Origin of the sequence: Clavibacter vidaverae (assembly GCF_047529985.1) — a bacterium.
Lineage (GTDB): Bacteria > Actinomycetota > Actinomycetes > Actinomycetales > Microbacteriaceae > Clavibacter > Clavibacter nebraskensis_A.
The window spans coordinates 710,729-735,274 of the sequence record NZ_JBLJAM010000001.1; the positions used below are offsets into that span (position 1 = coordinate 710,729).

At 74.3% G+C, this 24,546-nt stretch carries 22 protein-coding genes; 5 read left to right on the top strand and 17 right to left on the bottom strand.

Going from position 1 to position 24,546, the window contains the following annotated elements; translation table 11 throughout:
- From ACMT9T_RS03300 to ACMT9T_RS03325, 6 genes are read right to left on the bottom strand one after another with little or no spacing between them, the layout of a single operon-like run.
- A complete protein-coding gene (locus ACMT9T_RS03300; RefSeq protein WP_414744217.1) occupies positions 1 to 573 on the bottom strand; it encodes a YceD family protein in 573 nt (190 codons plus the stop codon).
- A gap of 19 nt (positions 574 to 592) precedes the next feature.
- A complete protein-coding gene (gene coaD / locus ACMT9T_RS03305) occupies positions 593 to 1,084 on the bottom strand; it encodes a pantetheine-phosphate adenylyltransferase (protein ID WP_414744218.1) in 492 nt (163 codons plus the stop codon).
- A gap of 29 nt (positions 1,085 to 1,113) precedes the next feature.
- Entirely contained in the window at positions 1,114 to 3,297 is a 2,184-nt protein-coding gene (locus tag ACMT9T_RS03310) for an ATP-dependent DNA helicase RecG (RefSeq protein ID WP_414744219.1), read from the bottom strand.
- Complete coding sequence (locus tag ACMT9T_RS03315) at positions 3,294 to 5,816, bottom strand: transglutaminase TgpA family protein (protein WP_414744220.1); 2,523 nt, start codon at positions 5,814 to 5,816, stop codon at positions 3,294 to 3,296. Before ACMT9T_RS03315 ends, ACMT9T_RS03310 begins: the two co-directional genes overlap by 4 nt.
- A complete protein-coding gene (locus ACMT9T_RS03320; RefSeq protein ID WP_414744221.1) occupies positions 5,813 to 7,135 on the bottom strand; it encodes a DUF58 domain-containing protein in 1,323 nt (440 codons plus the stop codon). The genes ACMT9T_RS03315 and ACMT9T_RS03320 overlap by 4 nt, the downstream gene beginning before the upstream one ends.
- Before the next feature lie 4 nt (positions 7,136 to 7,139).
- The gene (locus tag ACMT9T_RS03325; protein ID WP_116055762.1) at positions 7,140 to 8,114 is read right to left on the bottom strand and encodes an AAA family ATPase; all 975 of its coding nucleotides are present in this window, start codon (positions 8,112 to 8,114) and stop codon (positions 7,140 to 7,142) included.
- 194 nt (positions 8,115 to 8,308) lie between these two features.
- Here ACMT9T_RS03325 and rsmD point away from each other — a divergent pair, with 194 nt between their 5' ends.
- A complete protein-coding gene (rsmD, locus tag ACMT9T_RS03330) occupies positions 8,309 to 9,010 on the top strand; it encodes a 16S rRNA (guanine(966)-N(2))-methyltransferase RsmD (RefSeq protein ID WP_414744222.1) in 702 nt (233 codons plus the stop codon).
- On the opposite strand, the gene ACMT9T_RS03335 is transcribed toward rsmD, so the two are convergent.
- Entirely contained in the window at positions 9,007 to 10,116 is a 1,110-nt protein-coding gene (locus tag ACMT9T_RS03335) for a thiamine-phosphate kinase (RefSeq protein ID WP_414744223.1), read from the bottom strand. The genes rsmD and ACMT9T_RS03335 overlap by 4 nt on opposite strands.
- Positions 10,117 to 10,140: 24 nt before the next feature.
- On the opposite strand from ACMT9T_RS03335, the gene ACMT9T_RS03340 reads away from it, so the two are divergent.
- Positions 10,141 to 10,653 carry a DUF3515 domain-containing protein gene (locus ACMT9T_RS03340; protein WP_116055050.1) on the top strand — a complete coding sequence of 171 codons (513 nt, stop codon included), beginning with the start codon at positions 10,141 to 10,143 and terminating at the stop codon, positions 10,651 to 10,653.
- On the opposite strand, the gene ACMT9T_RS03345 is transcribed toward ACMT9T_RS03340, so the two are convergent.
- From ACMT9T_RS03345 to ACMT9T_RS03385, 9 genes are all read right to left on the bottom strand, one after another.
- Positions 10,610 to 11,548, bottom strand: a complete 939-nt coding sequence (locus tag ACMT9T_RS03345; RefSeq protein ID WP_414744224.1) for a glycosyltransferase family 2 protein — start codon at positions 11,546 to 11,548, stop codon at positions 10,610 to 10,612. The two genes, ACMT9T_RS03340 and ACMT9T_RS03345, sit on opposite strands and share 44 nt — an antisense overlap.
- A 39-nt stretch (positions 11,549 to 11,587) precedes the next feature.
- Positions 11,588 to 12,697, bottom strand: coding sequence for a D-alanine--D-alanine ligase family protein (locus tag ACMT9T_RS03350; protein WP_414744225.1), 1,110 nt, complete (start codon positions 12,695 to 12,697; stop codon positions 11,588 to 11,590).
- Between the two features lie 2 nt (positions 12,698 to 12,699).
- Positions 12,700 to 13,770 (bottom strand): NAD(P)H-dependent glycerol-3-phosphate dehydrogenase, encoded by a 1,071-nt coding sequence (locus ACMT9T_RS03355; RefSeq protein WP_414744226.1) that lies wholly within the window; start codon positions 13,768 to 13,770, stop codon positions 12,700 to 12,702.
- Positions 13,763 to 14,500, bottom strand: a complete 738-nt coding sequence (locus ACMT9T_RS03360; RefSeq protein WP_414744227.1) for a lysophospholipid acyltransferase family protein — start codon at positions 14,498 to 14,500, stop codon at positions 13,763 to 13,765. The genes ACMT9T_RS03355 and ACMT9T_RS03360 overlap by 8 nt, the downstream gene beginning before the upstream one ends.
- 127 nt (positions 14,501 to 14,627) lie before the next feature.
- On the bottom strand, positions 14,628 to 15,998 hold the full coding sequence (murA, locus tag ACMT9T_RS03365) for a UDP-N-acetylglucosamine 1-carboxyvinyltransferase (RefSeq protein WP_086514657.1): 1,371 nt from the start codon (positions 15,996 to 15,998) through the stop codon (positions 14,628 to 14,630).
- The gene (leuD, locus tag ACMT9T_RS03370) at positions 15,999 to 16,613 is read right to left on the bottom strand and encodes a 3-isopropylmalate dehydratase small subunit (RefSeq protein WP_414744228.1); all 615 of its coding nucleotides are present in this window, start codon (positions 16,611 to 16,613) and stop codon (positions 15,999 to 16,001) included.
- Between the two features lie 3 nt (positions 16,614 to 16,616).
- Positions 16,617 to 18,086 (bottom strand): 3-isopropylmalate dehydratase large subunit, encoded by a 1,470-nt coding sequence (leuC, locus tag ACMT9T_RS03375; protein ID WP_414744229.1) that lies wholly within the window; start codon positions 18,084 to 18,086, stop codon positions 16,617 to 16,619.
- 79 nt (positions 18,087 to 18,165) lie between these two features.
- Positions 18,166 to 18,999: a PP2C family protein-serine/threonine phosphatase gene (locus tag ACMT9T_RS03380; protein WP_414744230.1), complete on the bottom strand. Its 834-nt coding sequence runs from the start codon at positions 18,997 to 18,999 to the stop codon at positions 18,166 to 18,168.
- Entirely contained in the window at positions 18,996 to 20,033 is a 1,038-nt protein-coding gene (locus ACMT9T_RS03385; RefSeq protein WP_414744231.1) for a TerC family protein, read from the bottom strand. Before ACMT9T_RS03385 ends, ACMT9T_RS03380 begins: the two co-directional genes overlap by 4 nt.
- A 150-nt stretch (positions 20,034 to 20,183) precedes the next feature.
- Here ACMT9T_RS03385 and ACMT9T_RS03390 point away from each other — a divergent pair, with 150 nt between their 5' ends.
- Complete coding sequence (locus ACMT9T_RS03390) at positions 20,184 to 20,858, top strand: TetR/AcrR family transcriptional regulator (RefSeq protein ID WP_414744232.1); 675 nt, start codon at positions 20,184 to 20,186, stop codon at positions 20,856 to 20,858.
- Positions 20,859 to 20,890: 32 nt separating this feature from the next.
- On the opposite strand, the gene ACMT9T_RS03395 is transcribed toward ACMT9T_RS03390, so the two are convergent.
- Complete coding sequence (locus ACMT9T_RS03395; protein WP_414744233.1) at positions 20,891 to 21,688, bottom strand: SDR family NAD(P)-dependent oxidoreductase; 798 nt, start codon at positions 21,686 to 21,688, stop codon at positions 20,891 to 20,893.
- A gap of 134 nt (positions 21,689 to 21,822) precedes the next feature.
- Between ACMT9T_RS03395 and ACMT9T_RS03400 the strand changes: the two genes are divergently transcribed.
- Positions 21,823 to 23,193, top strand: coding sequence for a bifunctional o-acetylhomoserine/o-acetylserine sulfhydrylase (locus ACMT9T_RS03400; protein ID WP_414744234.1), 1,371 nt, complete (start codon positions 21,823 to 21,825; stop codon positions 23,191 to 23,193).
- Positions 23,194 to 23,234: 41 nt separating this feature from the next.
- The gene (gene metX / locus ACMT9T_RS03405; protein WP_414744235.1) at positions 23,235 to 24,446 is read left to right on the top strand and encodes a homoserine O-acetyltransferase MetX; all 1,212 of its coding nucleotides are present in this window, start codon (positions 23,235 to 23,237) and stop codon (positions 24,444 to 24,446) included.
- Positions 24,447 to 24,546 lie beyond the last annotated feature (100 nt).

Consider the following 24,546-nt stretch of genomic DNA (forward strand, 5'->3'; position numbering starts at 1 on the left):
TCAACTCTCATCTCTCTGCGTTTCGGTGTCGGCGCCTTCGCGCGCCGCACCGCTGTCTTCGGAAGCTCGGAAGCCGGACAGGGCCGCCCAGCGCTGATCGATCACGGGCTCCGGGTCGGAGTCCGCCAGGACCAGGCTGATGCCGGGACCCAGATCGAGATCGAGGTCCTCGCCCGGCAGTTCGGGCTGGAACGGAAGTGAAAGGACCACCGCATCCCGGATGACCGGCTCCAGGTCCACGTGCTCGTCCTGGACCTGGTAGTCGAAAGCTTCATCAAGAGAGTACGCGAACATCTCCGCGAAATCGACCTGGACACGCTCCTGCATGTCGGCGAGGGTGCGCGCGGACTGCCCGTCGGCCACCGTGTCGACCTCGCCGGTGGCCAGGATCCCGTCGTGGAGGGACTCGAGGCGCACGTGCACCTGCATCTCCCGGCCCGCGGGAACGGCGATGAGGCCCTCCCCCATGCGCTCCGGCAGCGTGATGGTCAGGTCGAGCTCGCGCATCTCCCCGGGGCGATGGACGATGTCGTGGACGTGCACCGTGAATGGGGTCTTCTGGAACCTGGACACCCGTACACGGTACAGGTCGTCAGCGGGCGCGCCGGACGGCCAGCGCCTCGGCGACGGCCGGCGGCACGTACGGCGCGACGTCGCCGCCGAGCGCCTCGACCTGCCGCACGAGCGAGCTGGAGACATGGGCGTGCGCGGGATCCGGCAGGAGCAGCACGGTCTCGACGTCGGCGAGGTCGCGGTTGACGAGCGCCATGGGCGTCTCGTAGGTGACGTCGAGCTGCGAGCGCACGCCCTTGACGAGCACGGACGCGCCGACCTGCCGGCAGTAGTCGACGAGGAGGCCGGCGCCCAAGGAGTCGACGCGGACGGTCGCGGGGAGGCCGGCGTCGCGGATCACCCGCTCGATGAGGGCCATGCGCTCCTCGAGCGGGAGCATCGGGGTCTTGCCGGGGTTGTGCACGACCAGGACGACGAGCTCGTCGTAGAGGCGGGCGGCCCGGCGGATCACGTCGAGGTGGCCGAGCGTGACGGGGTCGAACGATCCGGGGACGACGGCGATCCGCTGCATCCCGCCAGCCTACGGCTGCTCTCGCCCGGTCAGTTCTTGTCGAGGAAGGCGCGCTCCTCGTCGTCGAGCCGGCGGGCGAGCGCACGGGCGAGCGCGGGGTGGCCCGCGAGATCCGGCGACGCCTCCAGCACGTCGTGGGCGTGCTCGCGCGCGGACTCGATGAGGTCGCCGTCCTGCGCGACCCGCAGCAGCCGGAGCGACGAGCGGCCGCCCGACTGGTTCGTGCCGAGCACGTTGCCCTCGCGGCGGAGCTCGAGGTCGACGCGCGCGAGCTCGAACCCGTCGAGCGTCGCGGCCACGGCGTCGACGCGCTCGCGCGCCACCGTCTCGGGCTCGGCGTGCGTGACCATGAGGCAGAGGCCCGGCACGCCGCCGCGTCCGACGCGACCGCGCAGCTGGTGCAGCTGGGAGACGCCGAAGCGGTCGGCGTCGAGGATCACCATGGTCGAGGCGTTCGGGACGTCGACGCCGACCTCGATGACGGTGGTGGCCACGATGAGGTCGATGTCGCCCGCGGAGAAGGCGCGCATCACGCGATCCTTCTCCTCCCCCGTCATGCGGCCGTGCAGCACGGCTCGGCGGACGGATCCGAGGCGCGGGTGCGCGGCGAGCAGCGCGTCGACCTCCGTGACGGTCGCGAGCGCGGGGCGCGCGGGCGCGTCGTCGGCGCCCTCGGCGGCGTCCTCGTCCTCCGCGTCAGGATCCTGCGGGTCGATCGCCGGGCACACCACGAACGCCTGCCGCCCCTTCTGGATCTCCTCCGCCGTGCGCTCCCACACCCGCTCGATCCACCGCGGCTGCTCGTGCAGCGGGACGACGAAGGACTCGATGGGCTGGCGCCCGCTCGGCAGCTCCGCGATGGTCGACACGTCGAGGTCGCCGAACACCGTCATCGCGACCGTGCGCGGGATGGGCGTGGCCGTGAGCACGAGAACGTGCGGCGGGGTGCCGCCCTTCCGGCGCAGCGCCTCGCGCTGGTCCACGCCGAAGCGGTGCTGCTCGTCGACCACCACGAGGCCGAGGTCGAGGAACTCCACGCGGTCGCCGAGGAGCGCGTGCGTGCCGACGACGATGCGCGCCTGGCCGCTGACGATGCGCAGCAGCGCGCGCTTCCGCTCGGCCGTGGAGAGCTGGCCGGTGAGGAGGGTGGGCATGAGCTCCGCCGCGAGGTCCGGCCCGAGCGACGCGGTGAGCGAGCGCAGGTGCTGGCTCGCGAGCACCTCGGTGGGCGCGAGGAGTGCGGACTGGCCGCCGGAGTCGGCCACCGCGAGCATCGCCCGCAGCGCCACGAGCGTCTTGCCGGAGCCCACCTCGCCCTGCACGAGGCGGTTCATGGGCCAGGTGCGCGCCATGTCGGCGGCGATCTCCTGGCCGACGAGCCGCTGGTCGCCCGTGAGCTCGAAGGGCATTTGCGCGTCGAGGCGGTCGAGGTGGCCGCCTGCGGTCGGGATCCGCGGGGTGGCGGGCAGCGCGCGCGCCGCCTGCCGCCGCTGCAGCAGCGCGGTCTGGAGCACGAACGCCTCCTGGAAGCGGAGCGCGTCGCGGCCGCGCTTCCAGTCGACGTCCTTCTCGGGGCGGTGCACGCCCTCGAGCGCCTCACGGTACGGGAGGAGGCCGCGCTCGGCGCGGACGTCGGCGGGGACGGGATCCTCGAGGTCGTCGACCGCGTCGAGCGCCAGCTCCACGGCCTTCGCGACCTGCCAGCTCGCCATCGACGCGGTGGCCGGGTAGATGGGGATGGGCATCTCGGCCCAGCGGCGCGCGGCGGCGTCGGGCTCGCCGCCGGAGAGCTCGGGGCCCTCGTGCGCGTCGAAGAGCTCGTAGTCGGGGTGGGCGAGCTGGAGCGCGCCGCGGTAGTCGCTGACCTTGCCCGCGAAGATCCCCCGGACGCCCGGCACGAGGTCCTTGGCGCGCCATGCCTGGTTGAAGAAGGTGAGGGTGAGGAAGCCCCGGCCGTCGGTGATCCGCACCTCGAGGATGCTGCCGCGCCGGGCGCGCATGGGCCGTTCGCGCACCTCGCGCACCTCGGCGACTATGGTGGCCTGCTGGTCGACGGGCAGCTCGGCGAGGGCGGTGAGCTCGCCGCGGCGGGCGTAGCGGCGCGGCAGGTGCTCGAGGAGGTCGGCGACGGTGCGCAGCCCGAAGGCCTTCTGCAGCACGCCGGCGGTGCGGCCGCCCACGACGCCCGCGAGCGCGGCGTCGGATCCGGTCATCCTCCGAGTGTACGAGGGGCGTCCGACGACGGCCGTCCGTCGGCCGGGCCCGCCGGGGGGCCGTCGCCGTCGCCCCCGCGCGGCCGGCAGCGGACGAGCGAGCGCGGGGCGACGAGCGCGAGGGCGCGGTCGAGCCGGCCGGCGCGCTCGCGGAGCCCTGTGCCCAGCGCGACGAGCGCGGCGGCCTGGGCGGCGCCCGCGGCGGCGTCCACGGGCGCGTCGGCGCGGGCGAAGCGCTCCCGCTCCCGGACGCCGACCAGCAGCGCGACGGGATCCGCGAGCGCCGGGTCGTCGCCCGCCAGGCGGCGGCCCAGCTCGCGCGGCGACTCGGTGTCGGGGACGCGGATGCCGAGGTCCACCGCCTGGTCCTCCGCCTCGCGCCAGGCCGTGCCGGCGGGCGCGTCCCCGGCCTCGAGGGCGAGGAGGCGGCCGCGGCGCCGGGCGCGGCGGAGGAGGGCGGGGGTCGCGAGGAGGGCGAGCACGAGGAGGACGAGCGCCGCGGTGCCGAGGGCGGCCCACGGGATCCGGACGGCGGGCGCGCCGCTGGAACCGGGCACGGCGGACGAGGTGGGCGCGGGCGTGGCGGTCGCGGTCGGCTCCGCCGCGGGCGTGGGCGAGGCGGACGGCGTGGGCGCCGTGGTGGGCGCGGCCGACGGCTGCGCGTACGGGGCCGCCTGGCCGCGTCCCGGGGTCGGCTCGAACGGGATCCAGCCGACGCCCGCGAAGTACAGCTCCGGCCACGAGTGCAGGTCGTGGGATCCGACGCGGTAGGTGATGAGGTCGCCGTCGCGCCCCACCTGGTCGCCCGGCAGGTACCCCACGGCGACGCGGGACGGGATGCCCGCCTCGCGCGCCATGATCGCCATGGCCGAGGCAAAGTGCACGCAGTAGCCGGAGCGCACCCGGAGGAACTCCCCCACGACGTCCACGCCGCTGCCGTCGTAGCCCTGCTGCACGGGCGCGTCCTCCGAGTAGCGGAACGCGCCGCCCGTGAAGAACTCCTGGAGCGCGAGCGCGCGGTCGTACGGCGAGGAGATGCCCGCGAGCACGTCGGCGGTCGTCGAGGCGACGACGTCGGGGGTGCCCGACGGGATCTCCAGGAACGGCCGCAGGTCGTCGTCCGTCGCGGGCGCCACGGCCTCCAGCTGCTCGCGCGTGGGCCGCGGCAGCTCCGATCGCACCGTGTACGACTGGTCGCGGCTGTCGGAGTCGGACGACCGGATCGCGAGGCCCTGCTCGGACCAGCGCCAGGTGCCCTCCAGCCCGTCGACGCTGCGGGGCGCGTACGGCGCCGGCAGCCAGGCGCTCGAGGAGCCCTCGACCTGCACGCGCGAGTCGACCTCCTCGACCGGCACGTCGGATCCGGCGCCGAGGTCGGGCCCGATGGCGTCGACGGTGTTGCCGTCCGGCGGGCGCAGCGGCGACGGCGCCCACTCGTCGCCCTCGAAGCGCGAGAGGGTCGTGACCTTGAAGTAGAGGGGCGTGAGGGACGCCGTGGAGTAGCGCAGGGCCTCCACATCGACCGGCCGGCGGAGGTCGTCGCCCAGGTCGAGGATGGGGTTCACGACGCGCGATCCGCCCGGGCCGGACCCGGAGGCGGTCGGGAACGTGGCCGACGTGAGCCCCGGCACGATCGCCGGCACGACGAGCGAGAGCACGACCGCACCGCCCGCGAGCGCGCTCGCCGAGACGAGCGCGGTGCGCGCGGATCCTGCCCGACGCCCGCTCGACGTGGAACGACCCGGGTCGGACAGCGGCCCGCCGCCGAGGACGGATCCGCTCCATCCGCCCTGCCGGTCCGCGTCCCGCGCGTCGGCCGCGAGCACCGCGAACCACGCGAGCACCGTGACGGCGAAGGACGCGAGGGAGAACTCGCCCACGAGCACGGCGCCGGGCACGGACACCAGGACGAGGAGCGGCAGGCCGGTGACCGCGGGCATCCGCAGCGCGTGCGCGAGCACGTCGAGCACGACCGCGAGGGCGCCGACCGACGCGACGATCACGAAGACGATGGAGGCGAGCGGCGGCACGGGCGCCGACCGGCGGTAGATCTCCTCGCCCGCCTGCCCGCCGACCGCGAGGAGCGTGCGCACGGTCTCGGGCGTGGGGATCACGCCGAGCACGGCCGTGCGCCCCGCGAACACGAGCGTGACGAGGAGCACGAGCACGACGAGTCCGCCGAGCGACGCCAGGAGCCGCGGCACGCCCGCGGCGCGGAGCAGCGCGGCGGATCCGAGCACGGCCGCGACCAGCACGACGCAGATGGCGTACCAGGCGCCGGGCTCGACGAGGAGGTGGAGGCTGGCCGTGCCCGCGAGCAGGGCGACGCCGAGCGCGGCGGTGACCGGCCAGCGGGCGGCGGCGCGTCCGGATCCCGGTCGGCGGCCTCTGCGGCCCGCCCCGGGACCGCCGTCGCGCGAGCGGCCGCCAGGGCCGCCCGCGCGCTCCCCGGGGAGGGGGCGCGGCTCGACCCTCCAGTGCTCGCGGCCGCCGAGGCCGACGGCGTCCAGGTCGGTCATCGGGCCATCTCCTCGGTGCGGGCGGCGCGCCAGGCCTCGGCGGACGTCGTGCCCTCGTCGAGGGCGACCGTGCGCCAGCCGGCCTCGCGGAGGATCCGCACGGCCTCGCGGTCGTCGCGCCCGTCGACCCGGCCGGCGTGCGCGAGGAACGCGACCGCGGGCCGGCACGCGGCGCCGAAGCCCGCGAGCCGGTGGGCCTCGCGCTCGTCGAGGTGGCCGAGGACGGCGTGGACGGGCACGGCGCGACGGCTCCGCCGGAGGTCCGCGAGGGCCTCCTGCACGCCGTCGCGGTCGGGGTCGATCGATGTCGGGCGCACCTCGGCGAGGTGCAGGAGCAGCTCGGCCTCGGCCGCGGCGCCGTCACCCGGTCGTGCCGCCGGGGCGTCGGATCCGCCCGCCGTCTCGACGAGCTGCACCGCGTACCCGCCGCGCTGCAGGTGCACGCCGATCGACGCCGCGAACGCGACCGCGCGCTCGAAGGCGCGGTCGGAGTCGCCGTCGTCGTCCGCGTGCAGCGGGAAGCCCTCGGCGCGCGTGTCGAGGAGGACGAGGGAGCGGGGGCTGGAGCGCTGCTCCTCCTGCCGCACCATGAGCTCGCCGTGCCGGGCCGTCGCGCGCCAGTGCACGCGGCGGAGCGGGTCGCCCGCGCGGTACTCGCGCGTGCCGAGGTCGTCCTCGCCGCCGTCGGCCCGGCGCTGCACGCGCTCGGACTCGCCCTCGGAGGACACCTGCCCGCCGGGCTCGGCCGCGAGGTCGGCGAGGCGCGGCGTGACGACGAGGCGCGAGGTGCCGCCCGCGACGTGCCGGAGCCCCATCAGGCGGAACGGGTCGTGCTCCTCGACCGCGAGCGGCCCCACCTCGTGGATCCCGCGGCGCTCCGGCGTGAGGTCGTAGCGGAGGACGGGCCGGGCGGACGCGCGGCGGGATCCGCGCGCGAGGCCCCGCATCGGCGGCAGCTCCGCGGGCGGCGTGGCCCCCTCGGCGCCGGGCACCAGGTCCGCCGCCCAGGAGCGCGGCGTGGGCAGGGGCCCCGCGTTCGCGACCGACACCGTCACGGTCGTCGGCGTGCCGGCCTCGACGATGGACGCCGTGAACGCGCGCTCGACGTGCAGCCGCACGCGGGCCACCACGAGCCACGCCGCCGCCAGGAGCGGCAGGGCGAGGACGGCCACGCCGATGAAGACGAACTCGCGCCGGCCCGCGATGAAGGCGCCCGCCAGGGCCGCGACCCCGGCGGCGAGCAGGGCGATGCCGCGGAGGGTCGGATGCGGGACGGCCTCGATGCCGATCCGGCGCATCAGGCGCGCGAGGGGCGGCACGGGATCAGCGCGTCCGCCCCGCGGCGCTCAGCGGCACGGAGGTCGACGCGACGATGCGCTCGAGGATCTCGACGACCGCGGCCTGGCCGCGTCCGCCCTGGCCGAGCGCGCGGCCCGTGGCGACGAGCCGGTGCGCGAGCACGGGCGCCGCGAGCGCGTCGACGTCGTCCGGGAGCACGAAGTCGCGCCCGTCGAGCGCCGCGCGCGTCTTGGCCGCGCGGATGAGCTGGAGGGTGGCGCGCGGGCTCGCGCCGAGGCGGATCTCCTCGTGGCCGCGCGTGGCCTGGACGATCGCCACCGTGTAGCGCGACACCGGGTCGGAGACGTAGACGCCGCGGGCCGCCCGCATCATGGCGTCGAGCTCGTCGGCGTCGACCACGGGGCGCAGCTCGTCGAGCGGGCTGACGGTGTCCCGGTCGCGGAGCATCGCGAGCTCGGCGGACGCGTCGGGGTAGCCCATGGAGATCCGCGCCATGAAGCGGTCGCGCTGGGCCTCGGGCAGCGCGTACGTGCCCTCCATCTCGACGGGGTTCTGGGTCGCGACGACGGTGAACGGCTGCTGCAGGCCGTGGGTGACGCCGTCGACCGTGACCTGCCCCTCCTCCATGCACTCCAGCAGCGCGGACTGCGTCTTGGGGCTCGCGCGGTTGATCTCGTCGCCGATGACGATGTTCGCGAACACCGCGCCGGGCTGGAACTCGAACCGGTGGTCGGCCTGGCTGTAGACCGAGACGCCGGTCACGTCCGAGGGCAGCAGGTCGGGCGTGAACTGGATCCGGTTGACCGTGCAGTCGACGCTCCGCGCGAGCGCCTTGGCGAGCATGGTCTTGCCGACGCCCGGCACGTCCTCGATGAGGAGGTGGCCGCCGGAGAGGAAGACCGTGAGCGCCATGCGCGTGGCCTCGTGCTTGCCGGAGAGGACCGCGTCGACGTTCCCGAGGATGAGGTCGGCGAGCCGGCGCACCTCCTCCAGCGGCATGGCGGGGGCGCCGTGCGCGCCCGGCGCGTGGGCTGCCTGACGCGCGGCCGGGCGGATGCGGGCGGGGTGCGGTCCCGATCCGGCGTGCAGGGGAACGGACTCGGACTCGGGGCTCGTCACGGAGGTCCTCCAGCGTCGTGGGCGTCGTCGCAGCATACGTCAGCGATCCGGGAGCGTCCGGCGCACCGCCCGCGATGGACAGGGCGGGTAGCGTGGTCGGTCGTGCACCCCGCTCCGATCATCGCCGGCCCGCGCGCCGCCGGGTCCCCCGCATGACCCGCATCGTCGCCGGGTACGCCGGGTCCCTCGTCCTCCGCGTGCCGAGGACCGGCACCCGGCCCACGAGCGACCGCGTTCGCGAGGCCCTCTTCTCCGGGCTCGAGGCCCGCGACGCGCTCGACGGCGCGCGCGTGCTCGACCTCTACGCCGGATCCGGCGCCCTCGGGCTCGAGGCCGCCAGCCGCGGCGCGCGCGAGGTCGTGCTCGTGGAGCGCGCCGTGCCGGCTGCGGCCGTGTGCCGGTCGAACGCGGCCCTCGTCGAGCGGGCGGCGCCCCGTGGTGCCGAGCCGCGGATCCGCGTGGCCGCGCAGAGCGTGCACGCCTTCCTCGCGGGCGACCGCGGCTCCTACGACGTGGCGTTCCTCGACCCGCCCTACGAGGTGGGCGACGCCGAGCTCGCCGACGAGCTCCGGGCGCTCGTCCCCCGGCTCGTCGACGGCGCCGTCGTCATGGTGGAGCGCAGCTCGCGCTCGGCGGAGCCCGCGTGGCCCGCGGGCCTGGCGCTCGACCGCCGGAAGGCGTACGGCGACACGGTCGTGTGGTGGGCGTCCGCCGAGGCCGAGGCAGAGGCCGAGGGCGACGCCGCTGCCGGGCCCGTCGGCGCGACGACCCCCTAGCGCGCGCCGTCCCAGTCGGCGTACGGGTCCCAGCCGCCGAGCGCCGTGCGCGGCCCGGCGTAGGGCACGCCGTCGACCGTGACGGCCGGTCCCTCGGCGCCGGGCTCGACGACCGCCCCGATCGCCCGGAAGGGCGCGGGCAGCGGCGCGCCCGGCGGGAAGGCCGCCACGAGCGCGTGGTCCTCTCCCCCGGTGAGCACGAGGTCGAGCGCCCGCGGCGGCAGCGACGGGTGGGCGGCGGCCACGCGGCGCGCGTCCTCCGCGAGGGCCGCGGACGCGAGGTCGATGCCCGCACCGCTCGCGCGGGCCATCCGGGCGAGGTCGAGGAGCAGGCCGTCGGAGACGTCGAGCATCGCGGTGGCCCCGGCCCGCGCGGCGTCGACGCCCGCCCCGAGCGGCGCGACGGGCGACAGCTGCGCCTCCACGGCGTCCGGGTGGGCGGTGCGGAGGGCGCGCGCCAGGTCGGCGTCGGGGACGGGATCCGCGCCCGCCGCCCCGCTGCGCGCGTGCGCGAAGAGGAGGGCGACGCCGGCGGCGGCCATGCCGAGGGTGCCGGCCACCGCGATCACGTCGCCGGGGCGGGCGCCGGAGCGCAGCACGGGATCGCGCCCCTCGAGGTCGCCCGTCGCCGTGACGGTGATCGCCAGCGCGTCCGAGACGGACAGGTCGCCGCCCACGACGCCGCAGCCCGGCGCCTGCAGCCGGCAGCCCTCGCGCAGCCCGTCGGCGAGGGCCTCGAGGTCGGCGACGCGCGTGCCCGCGGGCGCCGCGATGGCCACGAGGAGCGCCGACGGCCGCGCGCCCATGGCGGCCACGTCGGCCAGGTTCGAGGTCGCGGCGCGGCGCCCGAGGTCGTGGAACGTCGACCAGGCGAGGCGGAAGTCCGGCCCCTCGATCATCATGTCGGTCGTGATCACGAACCGGCCGTCGGCCGCCCGCACGACCGCGCAGTCGTCGCCGGGGCCCACGTCCGCGGCGTCGGCGGCGGGCAGGTGCGGCAGGATCCGCGCCAGGGTCGCGAGCTCGCCCGCGCTCCCGAGGGTCGCCGGGTCGCCCGTGCCCCCGTCGGTCGGATCCGCGGCGGAGGGCGTCCCAGGAGTCGTCACGACTGCCACGGTAGCCTGACCGCGATGACTCCCCGCCGCCCCGCCCGCGCCCTCGCGCGCACCGTCGCCGCCGCCGCAGCCGCGTGCGGCATCGCCCTCGCCGTCGCCGGCTGCGCCCCCACCGTCTCGCTCGAGGCCGCCCCGGGCGCCACGGATCCGCTCTGCGCCGACGTCGTCGTCCACCTGCCCGCCCAGCTCGGCACCGCGCCGCTGCGCGAGACCGACGCGCAGGGCACGGGCGCGTGGGGCGACCCCCAGAGCACCGTCATCCTCCGCTGCGGCGTCGCGACCCCCGGCCCCACGACCGACGCGTGCATCAGCTACGACGACGTCGACTGGGTCGAGGACGACTCCCGCTCCCCCGACATCCGCTACACGACCTACGGCCGCACGCCCGCCGTCGAGGTCGTCATCGACTCCACCCAGGCGAGCTACACGGCGCTCACCGACCTCAGCGGCGTGGTCGCGGTCATCCCGCAGACCGCGAAGTGCGTCAGCGCGCAGGACCTCGGCGACGCGCCGCCTCCGGGGAGCTGACCGACGGCTGCGGCTCCACGACCCGCGCGACCGGCAGCGCGCCGGAACCCCGACGCGCGTCGAGCGCGACCCGACCCGCCCGCCGCCAGCGCAGCCACGGCAGCTCGTGCGGCCAGTGCAGCGTCAGCGAGGTCATGCCGCGGCTCATCCGCAGCGGCAGGGTCGACGGCCGGGTCAGCGGCCGCATGCTGATGCCCATGCCCAGGCGCGGGTCGAGCACGATGCGGCGCTCGGGCCCCAGGTGCACCGACAGGTCGATGTCGTCGTGCAGGTGCGTGCCCTCGCGGTGCACCTCCTGGCGCACCTCGCGCCAGGCGTCCCGGCGGAGGGCGAAGTTGGATCCGAACAGCGGCGGGTGCCCGAGCGCGAGCGTCACCGAGGCGAAGTACGCGCCGAGGTAGGCGACCGCCGCGACCCCGCGGAGCGCGCGCGGGCCGTCGAGGAAGCGCGCCGCGCCCGTGACCGCGGCGACGTCCGGCCGCGCGACGAGCACGTCCCCGAGCCGCTCGATCCAGTCGGCGGGCGGCACGCAGTCGGCGTCGAGCCGCGCGATGACGTCGGAGCGCGCGGCGTCGTAGCCCGTGCACGCGGCCGCGGGGATCCCGACGATCGGCTCGCGCACAACGCGCGCGCCGGCCGCCCGGGCCACCTCGGCGCTGTCGTCGCTCGACGCGTTGTCGACCACCACGATCTCGTCGGGCGCGACCGTCTGCGCCGCCAGCGCCCGCAGGCACGCGCGCAGGTGCCCGGCGTCGTCGCGCACGGGGATCACCACGGAGACGGTCGGGCGCAGCACCGCGCGGCCGACGCAGGCACCGCCGCCGTCGCGGACGAGGGGCACGGGCCGGGCGTCGGGGTGGAGGCGTGGCCGGGCGACGGATCGTCCTACGAGCATGCGCCCGAGCCTAGGCTCATCGCCGGGCGGCGACCGGCCTCAGCTCCGGGCGCCGTCCGCCTCCCACGCGAGCGCCACGTCCAGGAGCCGCGAGATGAGGTCCGGGTAGGCGAGGCCCGACGCCTGCCAGCAGGCCGGGAACATCGAGATGGGCGTGAAGCCGGGCATCGTGTTGACCTCGTTGAGCACGAAGCCGTCGGCCGTGAGGAAGAAGTCGACGCGCGCCAGCCCCCGGCCGTCCACCGCGCGGAAGGCCCGGATCGAGAGCTCCCGCATGTCGGCGAGCTGCGCGTCGGTGACGTCGGCCGGGCACACCAGGTCGATGCCATCGGCGCCCAGGTACTTGGCCTCGAAGTCGTAGAAGTCGCGGCCCGAGACGACGATCTCGCCGGCGACGGACGCGCGCGGCTCGCGACCCGGTCCGTCGTCGAGGATGGCGCACTCGACCTCGCGGCCCATGAGGCCCGCCTCGACGAGCACGCGGTCGTCCTCGCGGAACGCCGTCTCGAGGGCGGCGTCGAGCGCGCTCGCCTCGGCGACGCGGCTCACGCCCACGCTGGATCCGGCGCGGGCGGGCTTCACGAACGCCGGCAGAGCCAGCTCGGCCGCTCGGGCCCGAACCCCCGCGGGGTCGGCGGCCCACTCGTGGCGCGAGACCGTGATCCACGGCGCCACCTGGATGCCGGCGGCACGCAGCACGGTCTTCGCGTAGTGCTTGTCCATGCCGAGCGCCGACGCGAGCACGCCCGATCCGACGTAGGGCAGGCCGGCGAGCTCGAGCATGCCCTGCACGGTGCCGTCCTCGCCCTGCGTCCCGTGCAGGATCGGGAACACCAGGTCGACCCGGCCGAGCGACCGCTCGACGCCGTCCGCGTCCCGGACCCGGAGCTCCCGGGAGGAGGCGTCCTCGGGCCAGCGCACGCGCGTGCCGTTGTCCGGGACCTCGGGGAGGTCGTCCGCGTCGAGCGCGAAGGCCGCCGCGTCGTCCTGCTGCAGCGTGAAGGCGCCGCGCGGCGTGATCCCCACGGGGATCACCTCGAACCGCTCGCGGTCGATCGCGCCGAGGACGCCGCTCGCCGTGGCGCAGCTGATGGAGTGCTCGCTGGAGGTGCCGCCGAAGAGGAGGACGACCCGGATGCGTTCCGTCACGGTCACTCCCCCTGCGGCGTGTCGTCGTCGGTGGTCAGGTGCGGCGCGATGTCGCGCGGCGACAGCGTGCCCGCGAGCACCTGCGACACCTGCTCCACGATGGGCATGAGCACGCCGCGCTGGCGGGCGAGCTCGAGCACGGGCGCGACGGACGAGAGCCCCTCGGCCGTCTGCTGCATGCTCGTGACCACGTCGGTGAAGCTGTAACCCTGGCCGAGCAGGCGGCCCGCGGTGTTGTTGCGGGAGAGCGACGACTCGCACGTGGCAATGAGGTCGCCGAGGCCCGCGAGGCCCGCGAGCGTCTCGGCGCGCGCGCCGTACGCGACCGAGAAGGCGGTCATCTCGGCGAGGCCGCGCGTGATGATCGACGCCTTCGTGTTCTCGCCGTAGCCCACGCCGTCGACGATGCCGACCGCGACGGCGATGAGGTTCTTGAGCACGCCGCCGAACTCGGTGCCGATCACGTCGGTGTTCACGAACGAGCGGAAGTAGGGGCTGCGGGCGATCTTCGCGACGCGCTCCGCGGTCGCCTGGTCCGCGGACGAGACGACGACGGCCGTCGGCTGCTCCCGCGCGATCTCGAGCGCGAGGTTCGGCCCCGACGCGACGGCGATCCGCTCCGGTCCGATGCCGAGCACCTCCTGGATCACCTCGCTCATCCGGAGGCCGGTGCCCTTCTCCACGCCCTTCATGAGGCTCACGACCACGGCGTCGGCGGGGACGAGGTCGCGCGCGGCCTCGAGGTTCGCGCGGAGCGACTGGCTGGGCACGCCGACGAAGACGTCGGTGGCGCCCGCGAGCACGCGCTCGAGCGAGGAGTCGGCGGTGAGGCGACGGGGCAGGTTCACGCCGGGCAGGTAGTCGCTGTTGCGCTTCGCCTCGGTGATCTCCCGGGCCAGCTCGGGGCGGCGGGCCCACATGACGACGTCGTTGCCGCCGTCCGCCATGACCTTGGCGAACGTGGTGCCCCAGCTGCCGGCGCCGAGGACGACGATGCGGCGCCGCTCCCCTCCGTCGGGGTCGGGCGCCGACGCGGCGGATGCGGGGGTCGGGCGCGCGGTCGCGTCACTCAAAACGGCCGGTCTCCTTCTGGTTCTTCGAACGGGGATCCCACCGCTCGGGCGGGGCGGTCTCGCCGCGCAGCTCCTCCACGAGCTCCGTGATGGCGGCCATGACGACGGCGGTCGCCTCGGTCAGGGTGGCGGAGTCGAGGCTCCGGTCGCGGAAGCGCGAGAGGTCGACGGGCTCGCCGATGACGACCTGGATCGTCGTGCGCGGGAAGAGCCGCACGCGCTTCGAGTAGCGGCCCATGAGCCTCTGCGTGCCCCAGTGGGCGGCGGGGATCACGGGGATGCCGGCCTGCAGCGCGAGGCGCACGGCCCCGGTCTTGCCGCGCATGGGCCATAGGTCGGGGTCGCGCGTGAGGGTGCCCTCGGGGTACACGACGACGATGCGGCCGTCGCGCGCGAGGTCGGACGCCGCGGTGAGCGCCTCGCCGCCGCGCACGCCGCCGTCGCGCTGCACGGGGATCTGCCCGGAGCGGCGCAGGAACCAGCCGACCACGGGGACGTCGAAGAGCGATGCCTTCGCGAGGAAGCGGGGCAGGCGCCCGAGCTTCCACGCCACGGCGCCCATGATGACCGGGTCGATCTCGCTGTGGTGGTTCGGGGCGAGCACGTACGAGCCCGTGCGCGGGAGTCGCTCGGGGTTCCGGATCTCGAACCGCACGGCCGTGTTGAGCACCGGCAGCACGAGCGCGGCCAGCACCCAGAAGATCGACGGTCGGGCCTTCTCGTTCGCCATGGATCCTCCGGTCGGGTGGCGGTCGGCGTCGGTCGCCCGCCGTGCGGGGGCCGCCCGGCGGAGGACCGGGCGCGTCCTCCACGGACGCGCCCGGTCGGCGTGGGCGGCGCGGGCGCCGCCGGCGAGGCTATCCCTCGTAGGAGAAGTCCGCGCCGAGCTGGCGCAGCTTCCCGATGAAGTCCTCGTAGCCGCGGGAGATGATCCCCACGTTGCTGACGGTGGACCGGCCCTCGGCCGTGAGCGCGGCGATGAGGTGGCTGAACCCGCCGCGGAGGTCCGGCACGGTGATGTCCGCGCCGTGCAGGTGCGTCGGTCCGGTGATGACCGCCGCCTGCTCGAAGTCGCGACGCGCCACGCGGCGCTCGTGGCCTTCGAGGCCCTCCTTGTGCACGACGATGTCGGCGCCCATCTCGTTGAGCGCGTCCGTGAAGCCGAAGCGGTTCTCGTACACGGTCTCGTGGATGATCGAGACGCCGGGCGCCTGCGTGAGCGCCACGACGAGCGGCTGCTGCCAGTCCGTCATGAAGCCGGGGTGCACGTCGGTCTCGATGACCACGGGCTTGAGGTCGCCGCCCGGGTGGTAGAACCGGATGCCGTCCTCCTCGATGTCGAACGCGCCGCCGACCTTCCGGAACACGTTGAGGAACGTCATCATCTCGGCCTGGCGCACGCCGCCGACGAAGATGTCGCCGTGCGTGGCGAGGGCCGCGGAGGCCCAGCTCGCGGCCTCGTTGCGGTCGAAGAGCGCGCGGTGCGTGTAGCCCTCGAGGCGGTCGACGCCCTCGATGAGGATCACGCGGTTCGGCTCGACGGAGATGATCGCGCCCATCTTCTGCAGGATCGCGATGAGGTCCATGATCTCGGGCTCGATGGCCGCGTTCTTCAGCTCCGTGATGCCCTTCGCGCGGACGCCCGTGAGCAGCACCTGCTCGGTCGCGCCGACGCTCGGGTAGGGCAGCTCGACGTTCGCGCCCTTCAGGCCGTCGGGGGCCGTGAGGCGGATGCCGCTCGGGAGCTTCTCGACGACCGCGCCGAAGGCCCGGAGCGCGTCGAGGTGGAAGTCGATGGGGCGGTCGCCGATGCGGCAGCCGCCGAGGTCGGGGATGAACGCCTCGCCCAGCCGGTGCAGCAGCGGGCCGCAGAACAGGATCGGGATGCGCGAGCTGCCCGCGTGGGCGTCGATGTCCGCCATGTGGGCGCTCTCGACGTCCTTCGGGTCGAGGATGAGGTCGCCCTCCTGCTCGCCCTTGCGGAGGGTCACGCCGTGGACCTCGAGGAGGCCGGACACGACGCGGACGTCGCTGATGTCGGGCACCGAGCGCAGGAGGCTGGGGCTCTCACCGAGCAGGGAGGCGACCATGGCCTTGGTGGCCAGGTTCTTCGCGCCGCGGACCTCGATGCGGCCGCGCAGCGGGATCCCGCCGTTGATGACGATGGAGTCGGACAGGAGCCCCACCCGCTCCCCGGCCTTCTTGGCGTCGCTGACTAGTGAGTTCATTCAGTTCTCCAGAGCTGCCGGCCGGGCCGGCAAGGTGCGCGGGCGCCATGCGGCCCGTCCGTGTTCGAAGGTGGTGATGGCGTCCTCGTCCCGGAGGGTGAGGGCGATGTCGTCGAGGCCCTCGAGGAGCCGCCACCGAGTGTATTCGTCGATCTCGAACGGGACCGTCAGGCCGGGTGCCGTGGCGACCCGCTCGACGAGATCGACGGTGAGGTCGAGTCCTGGCTCCGCGTCCATCGCGGTCCACAGCCTCTCGACGTCGTCCTCCGTCACGATCCCCGTGAGGAGGCCCTGCTTCCCGGAGTTGCCGCGGAAGATGTCGCCGAACCTCGGGCTGAGCACGGCTCGGAAGCCGTAGTCGCGCAGCGCCCACACGGCGTGCTCGCGGGACGAGCCCGTGCCGAAGTCCGGTCCGGCCACGAGCACCGTGGCGCCCTGGTAGACCGGCTGGTTGATGAAGAAGCCGGGGTCCTGGCGCCACTGGAAGAACAGCGCGTCCTCGAACCCGGTCTTGGTGACGCGCTTGAGGAACTGCGCGGGGATGATCTGGTCGGTGTCGACGTTGGACTGCTTGAGCGGCACGGCGGTGCCGGTGACGCGGCTGATGGGCTCCACGGCTCAGACCCCCTGTCCGACGGCGGCGGCCTGGCGGATCGACTCGGCGTCGACGACGCCCTCCTCCTGCAGGTCCCACGGGCTCGACAGCGTGCCGCGGATGGCGGTGGCCGCGGCCACGAGCGGCGACACGAGGTGCGTGCGCCCGCCCTTGCCCTGGCGGCCCTCGAAGTTGCGGTTGCTGGTGGAGGCGCAGCGCTCCCCCGGCGCGAGCTGGTCGGGGTTCATCCCGAGGCACATGGAGCAGCCGGCGAAGCGCCACTCGGCGCCGAAGTCCGTGAACACCTTGTCGATGCCCTCGGCCTCCGCCTCGAGCCGCACGCGCGCGCTGCCCGGGACGACCATGACGCGGACGCCCTCGGCCTTGGTGCGCCCGCGCACGATCTCCGCGGCGGCGCGCAGGTCCTCGACGCGGCTGTTCGTGCAGGAGCCGATGAACACGGTGTCGACCGCGATCTCCTTCATGGGCGTGCCCGGGGCGAGGTCCATGTAGGCGAGGGCGCGCTCGGCAGCGGCGCGCTCGTTCGGGTCGGCGACGGCCGCGGGATCCGGCACGGGCTCGCTGAGCGAGACGCCCTGCCCGGGGTTGGTGCCCCACGTGACGAACGGCTCGAGCGTGTCGGCGTCGAGGAAGACCTCGGCGTCGAACACGGCGTCGTCGTCGGACGCGAGCGTCTCCCAGTACGCGACGGCCTCGTCCCAGTCGGCGCCGGTCGGCGCGTGCGGGCGGCCCTTCAGGTAGTCGTACGTGGTCTGGTCGGGCGCGACCATGCCGGCGCGGGCGCCCGCCTCGATCGACATGTTGCAGATCGTCATGCGGCCCTCCATGGAGAGCGAGCGGATGGCGCTGCCGCGGTACTCGAGCACGTAGCCCTGCCCGCCGCCGGTGCCGATCTGCGCGATGACCGCCAGGATGATGTCCTTCGCCGTGACGCCGGGGCGGAGCGTGCCCTCGACCGTGACGGCCATGGTCTTGAACGGCTGCAGCGGCAGCGTCTGCGTGGCCATCACGTGCTCGACCTCGCTCGTGCCGATGCCGAAGGCCATCGCGCCGAACGCGCCGTGCGTGGAGGTGTGCGAGTCGCCGCAGACGACCGTGATGCCCGGCATGGTCAGGCCCAGCTGCGGCCCGACGACGTGCACGATGCCCTGCTCGATGTCGCCCAGCGAGTGCAGGCGGATCCCGAACTCCTCGGCGTTCCTGCGGAGGGTGTGGATCTGGGTACGGCTGGTCAGGTCGGCGATGGGCCGGTCGATGCCGATGGTGGGCGTGTTGTGGTCCTCGGTGGCGATGGTGAGGTCCGGGCGGCGCACCGGCCGGCCGGCGAGCCGGAGGCCGTCGAACGCCTGCGGGCTGGTGACCTCGTGCACGAGGTGGAGGTCGATGTAGAGGAGGTCGGGGGTGCCGTCCTCCCCCTCGGCGACCAGGTGGTCGGCCCACACCTTCTCGGCCAGGGTCTTCGCAGGGTGCACGCGGCTCTCCTCATGGCAGTGGCGCGAGGGACCCCACGCGCATCATGGGAGTCTAACGCCGGGTGCCCGCGGCTATTCCTCAGGTGGTGGGCGCGCCCGCCGACGCGTGGTCCCGCGGCCCGTCGACCGGGGCGTCCTCGGCGTGCGCCTCGATCACCACGACGGTCACGTTGTCGCGCCCGCCGGACGCCAGCGCCTGCGCGACGAGCGCGTCCGCCGCGCGGTCGACGCCGCCGCCGTCCGCGTGCGCGAGCTGCAGCACGGCGGAGATGGCGTCGTCGTCGAGCTCCTTGGTGAGCCCGTCCGAGCAGATCAGGAAGACCTGGTGCTCGGCCACGGGCAGCAGCCACTCGTCGGCCGCGACCTCGTCGTGGGATCCCACGGCGCGCGTGATGAGGTTCCGCACGGGGCTCCGCTCGGCCTCGGCGCGCGTCATGCGGCCCTGGTCGACGAGCTCCTGGACGGCCGAGTGGTCCACCGTCACCTGCTGCATGCGCCCGTCGGCCCACGCGTAGACGCGGGAGTCGCCGACGTTGAAGACCATCCAGAGCGGGTCGCCGTCGTCGGCGAGCACGAGCGCGACGCCCGCGAGCGTCGTCCCGGCCACCGTGCCGGGCGGGTCGTCGCCCGTGATGAGGTCGCCGATGGCGTCGTTGGACGCGTCGACTGCCTCGACGATGAGGTCGCGCGTGACGGGCGCGTCGCCGGACAGCTCGCCGAAGGTCTCCACGAGCGTGGCGCTGGCGCGGTCGCCGAACGCGTGCCCGCCCATGCCGTCGGCCACGAGCCACACCGGCGGGTCCGCGAGGAGCCCGTCCTCGTTGACGGCGCGCACGCTGCCCACGTCCGTGCGGGCCGACCAGGTGACGTCGATCCGGCGCCCGCCGAGGGAGATCGTGCGCGCCTCGGTCACCGGCCGGTCCGGTCGTCGTCGCCGCGCTCGACCGACGCCGGCTCGGCGTCGGCCTTCACGGGGATCCCGTCGACCCGCATCCGGATGAGGCTCGCGACCGTGGCGACCAGCATCGAGGCGAGGATCACCACGAGGCTCACGATCGTCGGGATCTCGGGCGCCCACTCGATGCCCTCGCCGCCGTTGACGAAGGGCAGCGTGTTCTCGTGCATCGCGTGCAGCACGAGCTTCACGCCGATGAAGAAGAGGATGAACGCGATCCCGTACTTGAGGTAGACCAGCCGGTCGAGCAGCCCGCCGAGCAGGAAGTAGAGCTGGCGGAGGCCCATCAGGGCGAAGATGTTCGCGGTGAAGACGATGAACGGCGACTCGGTGATGCCGAAGATGGCGGGGATCGAGTCGAGGGCGAAGATCAGGTCCGTGGTGCCGATCGAGACGAAGACGATGACCATGGGCGTCAGCACCTTGCGGCCGTCGATGACGGTGCGCACCTTCGAGCCGTCGAAGTCCGGCGCGATCTTCAGCCGGCGGCGCAGGAACCGGATGAAGAGCGAGTCCTCGCTCTCCTCGTCCTCGTCGCCCAGGGCCTGCTTGACGGCCGTGTAGAGGAGGAACGCGCCGAAGATGTAGAAGATCCAGCTGTAGCTCTCGATGAGCTCGGCGCCCAGCAGGATGAAGACGCCGCGCAGCACCAGCGCGATGATGATGCCCACCATGAGCACCTCCTGCTGGTACTTCCGGGGCACGCTGAACCGGCTCATGATGATGACGAACACGAACAGGTTGTCGATGCTCAGGCTGTACTCCGTCAGCCAGCCCGCCAGGAACTGGCCGGCGTGCTCGCCGCCCGCGACGAACAGCATGATGACCGCGAACACGAGCGCCAGCCCCACGTAGAAGGCGACCCACAGGGCCGACTCCTTCGTGGAGGGGACGTGCGGGCGCCGGTAGACGATCAGCAGGTCGGCGACGAGGACGAGGACGAGCACCGTCAGGGAGACGATCTCGAACGGGAGGGGGAGGACCAGGGGCACGCGGAGGCTTTCTGCAGCACGGGAGCGGCACGGACATGCCTCGACGAAACTACATGGCGGCCGACGGGTTGTTCACAATTCCCCCATCCGGGGCATCCGGGTCGCGGCCCGCCATTACGTTGGTCGCTCATGACACGAGAGGGACGCCCCATGGCCGTACTGGCGAACGAGCTCGATGCATCCGACCGCGGCGGGGCCGACTCCTCCCCGAGGCGTCGCGGGCCCCGCACCTCGGGCGACGCGCGTGCCAGCATCATCGAGGCGGCGCGCATGCTGTTCATCGAGTCCGGCGCCGACCGCGTGAGCGCCCGGCGCATCGCCGCGGCCGCGGGCGTGGACCCGAGCCTCGTCCGCTACTACTTCGGCTCGCTCGAGGCCCTGCTCGAGGAGGCGCTCCGGCCCTCCGAGGACCTCCTCGCCCCCTACGTGCGCATGCGCGAGCTGCCCGTCGAGGAGCGCGGAGCCGCCCTCGTCGACGCGGCCCTCCACACGTGGGAGCACCCGGTCGGGTCGACCATCATGCGCTGGGTCACGGTCACCTCCGACCACGACAGCACCGCGTACAAGCGGTTCGCGGAGGCGGCACCGCAGCACTGGATGGGCGCGCTGCCCGAGGGCACCCCGGCCGAGGAGGTCGACATCCGCAACTCGCTCGTCGGCGCCGCCCTCGGCGGCATCGCCATCACGCGCTACATCTGGCGGATGGAGCCCATCGCGAGCATGTCGCGCGAGACGGTCGTGGCGCTGCACGGCCCCGTCGTCCAGGGCTTCCTCACCGGACCCCTGCCGGACGTCCCCGCCGTCGCATCGGCCCCCGCGGCCTGACGGATCCCGCCGGGCCCGGCCACCGATCGGGCTCAGCCGCGGTCGGTGAGGTCCTCGCGGACCGCGAGCGGCTGGCGGACCAGCTTGTGCGGCGCGGCCTGGGCCACGGGCTTGAGGGTCAGCAGGTCCACGTTGACGTGCGGCGGCAGCTCCACCGCGTGCACGATCGCCTCGGCCACGTCCTCCGCCGTCAGCGGTCCGGGCACGCCCGCGTAGACCGCGTCGGCCTTCGCCTGGTCGCCGCCGAAGCGCACGAGCGAGAACTCCTCCGTCCGCACCTGGCCCGGGGCGATCTCGATGACGCGGATCGGCTCCCCCGCGAGCTCGAGGCGCAGCACGCCGAGCATCGCGTGCACGGCCGCCTTCGCCGCGTTGTAGCCGCCGCCGCCCTCGTACGGGACGTGCGCGGCGATGGAGCTCACGGTGACGACGTCGGCGCTGCCGTTCTCGGGCACGCCGGCGCGGAGCAGCGGCAGGAGCGCGCTCGTCACGCGCTGCACGGCGAGCACGTTGATCTCGTACATCCAGGCCCAGTCGGCCGCGGATCCGCCCTCGACCGTGTCGGTGCCGACCGCTCCCCCGGCGTTGTTCACGAGCGCGTGCACCTCGCCGGTCTCGCGGAGCCGGTCGCGCAGCGCGTCGACGTCTGCCTGCACCGTGAGGTCGGCGACCGCGTAGGTCGCGCCGGTCTCCTCGGCGAGCGCCCGCAGGCGGTCCTCGCGGCGGGCGACGGCGACGACGTCCCATCCGCGGCTCCGGAACAGGCGGACGGTGGCGGCGCCGATCCCCGAGCTCGCACCCGTGACGACGACCCTCTTGGCTGTGGACATGACCCCAGCGTAGGGAACGCGGGCACGCGCGGGTTACGCCCCGCGACGGGGCGCGTTGACCGGCCCTCGGCGCGCTTCCTACTGTCGTGGTGCGCCCGCACGGGCGGCACCGACGCACGAGGGAAGGCACGACGATGAGCGACCACGACGAGGACCGGGCAGCGGGCTGGCGCTTCGAGACGCAGCAGATCCACGCGGGAGCCGCGCCGGATCCCGTCACGAACGCGCGCGCCACGCCGATCTACCAGACCACCTCCTACGTCTTCAAGGACTCGGCGCACGCGCAGGACCTGTTCGCGCTGGCGGAGTTCGGCAACATCTACACGCGGATCCAGAACCCCACGCAGGCTGTGGTGGAGGAGCGCGTCGCGGCGCTGGAGGGCGGCACGGCCGCGCTGCTGGTGGCGTCCGGCCAGTCGGCGTCGACGTTCGCCGTGCTGAACATCGCGGAGGCCGGCGACCACATCGTCTCCAGCTCGTCGATCTACGGCGGCACCTACAACCTGTTCAAGTACACGCTCGCGAAGCTCGGCATCGAGACGACGTTCGTGGAGGACCAGGACGACCCCGAAGCGTGGGCCCGGGCCGTCCGCCCGAACACCAAGCTCTTCTTCGCGGAGACGATCGGCAACCCGCGCATCAACATCCTCGACATCCGGAGCGTCGCCGACCAGGCGCACGCGGCCGGCGTCCCGCTCATCGTGGACAACACGATCGCGACGCCGTACCTCATCCGCCCGTTCGAGCACGGCGCCGACATCGTCGTGCACTCGGCGACCAAGTTCCTCGGCGGCCACGGCACGGTGATCGGCGGTCTCGTGGTCGACGGCGGCCGCTTCCCCTGGTCGGAGCACGCGGAGCGCTTCCCCGGCCTCACGACGCCGGACGCGTCGTACCACGGCGTCACCTACACGGAGGCGCTGGGCGACGGGATCGCGTACGTCATCAAGGCGCGCGTGCAGCTCCTGCGCGACCTGGGCGCCTCCATCGCCCCGGCGAGCGCCTGGCAGCTCATCCAGGGCATCGAGACGCTGAGCCTGCGGATCGAGCGGCACGTGCAGAACGCGCAGGCGGTCGCGGAGTGGCTCGACTCCCACGAGGACATCGCGAACGTCTACTACGCGGGCCTCCCGACGAGCCCCTGGTACGCCGCGGCGAACCGGTACGCCCCGCGCGGCGTCGGCGCCGTCCTCTCGTTCGAGCTCAAGGGCGGGGTGGACGCCGGCCGCGCGCTGGTCGACTCGCTGCAGCTCTTCAGCCACCTGGCGAACATCGGCGACGTGCGCAGCCTCGTGATCCACCCGGCGTCCACCACGCACGCGCAGCTCACGCCGGAGCAGCAGCTCACGGCGGGCGTCACTCCCGGGCTCGTGCGCCTATCGGTGGGCCTCGAGAGCATCGACGACATCCTCGAGGACCTGGCGGCCGGCCTCCGCACCGCCCGTGCGGTGAAGGACGCCGCGATCGACTCGTCGCTCCAGGGCGCCGGGCCGCTCGGGGCGTAACACTCCGGCGCGCGTCCGTCGCGGGTGCTTCACTGATCGGGATGGACTGGCAGACACCCGAGGACACCGTCCCGTCGAGCCTCGTGACGGACGCGCAGATCCGCTCCCTGATCGGCCGGCCCCCCGCGTCCGGCGCGTGGCGCGAGGGCGACCCCGTCGCCGACCGGCTCTTCGCCCAGGTCGGCGGCATCGACCTCGAGGCGGGCGGGCGGATCCCGTCGGTGCGCGTCGCGTACGAGACCTTCGGCGAGCGCGACGCGGACGGCCGGAACGCCGTGCTCGTCCTGCACGCCCTCACGGGCGACAGCCACCTGCGCGGTCCCGCCGGCCCGGGCCAGCCGACGGGCGGCTGGTGGTCGGGGATCGTGGGCCCGGGGCTGGCCATCGACACCGATCGCTGGTTCGTGGTGGCGCCGAACATGCTGGGCGGCTGCCAGGGCACGACCGGCCCGGCGTCGCTCGCGCCCGACGGCGCGGAGTGGGCCGCGCGCTTCCCTTACATCACCATCCGCGACCAGGTCGCCGTGCAGGTCGCCCTGGCGGACGCGCTCGGGATCGACGAGTGGGCGGCGGTCGTCGGCGGCTCGATGGGCGGCATGCAGGCGCTCGAGTGGGGCGTCGGGCACCCCGACCGGATGCGGCGGCTCGCGATCCTCGCGGCCCCCGCCATCTCCAGCGCCGACCAGATCGCGCTGAACTCCGTGCAGGCCGAGGCGATCCGCATGGATCCCGCCTACCGCGACGGCGACTACTTCGACGCGCCCGACGGCGACGGCCCGCACCGGGGCCTCGCGCTCGCGCGCCGCATGGCGCTCCTCAACTACCGCAGCCCGGACGAGCTCAACCACCGGTTCTCCCGCTCGTGGCAGAGCGACATCAGCCCCATGGGCGACGAGGGCCGGTACGCCGTGGAGTCCTACCTGGACTTCCACGGCAACAAGTTCACCCGCCGGTTCGACGCGACCAGCTACATCCGCCTCATCGACTCGATGAGCTCGCACGACGTCGGCCGCGACCGCGGCGGCGTGGAGGCCGCGCTCGGGCGGGTGCGGGCCGCGACGCTGGTGGTCGGCATCGACAGCGACCGGCTGTTCCCCGTCGCCGACCAGCGGCTCGTCGCACGGGCGGTCCCCGGGTCGATCGACGGCGGCGAGGTCGTCGTGATCTCCTCCGACTACGGCCACGACGGCTTCCTCATCGAGAGCGAGGCGGTGGGCCGCGAGCTCGCCCGGCTGCTCGACGTCGACGCGTAGGAGGAGCGCCCCAGTCCGGGGGTGAGTTCGGCGCGCGGCATCGCCCCGCGTCATCATGCGTTCCTATGCTTCCTCTGGGAGCACGCCGCCGCCTCCGGGC

Coding starts and splice junctions, on each gene's coding strand:
- ACMT9T_RS03315 (WP_414744220.1), bottom strand. CDS start 5,816: ATGACCGACCTGGACGCCGTCGGCCTCGGCGGCCGCGAGCACTGGAGG.
- murA (WP_086514657.1), bottom strand. CDS start 15,998: ATGAACTCACTAGTCAGCGACGCCAAGAAGGCCGGGGAGCGGGTGGGG.
- ACMT9T_RS03345 (WP_414744224.1), bottom strand. CDS start 11,548: ATGCTCGTAGGACGATCCGTCGCCCGGCCACGCCTCCACCCCGACGCC.
- rsmD (WP_414744222.1), top strand. CDS start 8,309: ATGGACAGGGCGGGTAGCGTGGTCGGTCGTGCACCCCGCTCCGATCAT.
- ACMT9T_RS03395 (WP_414744233.1), bottom strand. CDS start 21,688: ATGTCCACAGCCAAGAGGGTCGTCGTCACGGGTGCGAGCTCGGGGATC.
- coaD (WP_414744218.1), bottom strand. CDS start 1,084: ATGCAGCGGATCGCCGTCGTCCCCGGATCGTTCGACCCCGTCACGCTC.
- ACMT9T_RS03340 (WP_116055050.1), top strand. CDS start 10,141: ATGACTCCCCGCCGCCCCGCCCGCGCCCTCGCGCGCACCGTCGCCGCC.
- ACMT9T_RS03390 (WP_414744232.1), top strand. CDS start 20,184: ATGGCCGTACTGGCGAACGAGCTCGATGCATCCGACCGCGGCGGGGCC.
- metX (WP_414744235.1), top strand. CDS start 23,235: ATGGACTGGCAGACACCCGAGGACACCGTCCCGTCGAGCCTCGTGACG.
- ACMT9T_RS03400 (WP_414744234.1), top strand. CDS start 21,823: ATGAGCGACCACGACGAGGACCGGGCAGCGGGCTGGCGCTTCGAGACG.
- ACMT9T_RS03310 (WP_414744219.1), bottom strand. CDS start 3,297: ATGACCGGATCCGACGCCGCGCTCGCGGGCGTCGTGGGCGGCCGCACC.
- ACMT9T_RS03325 (WP_116055762.1), bottom strand. CDS start 8,114: ATGCCGCTGGAGGAGGTGCGCCGGCTCGCCGACCTCATCCTCGGGAAC.
- ACMT9T_RS03360 (WP_414744227.1), bottom strand. CDS start 14,500: ATGGCGAACGAGAAGGCCCGACCGTCGATCTTCTGGGTGCTGGCCGCG.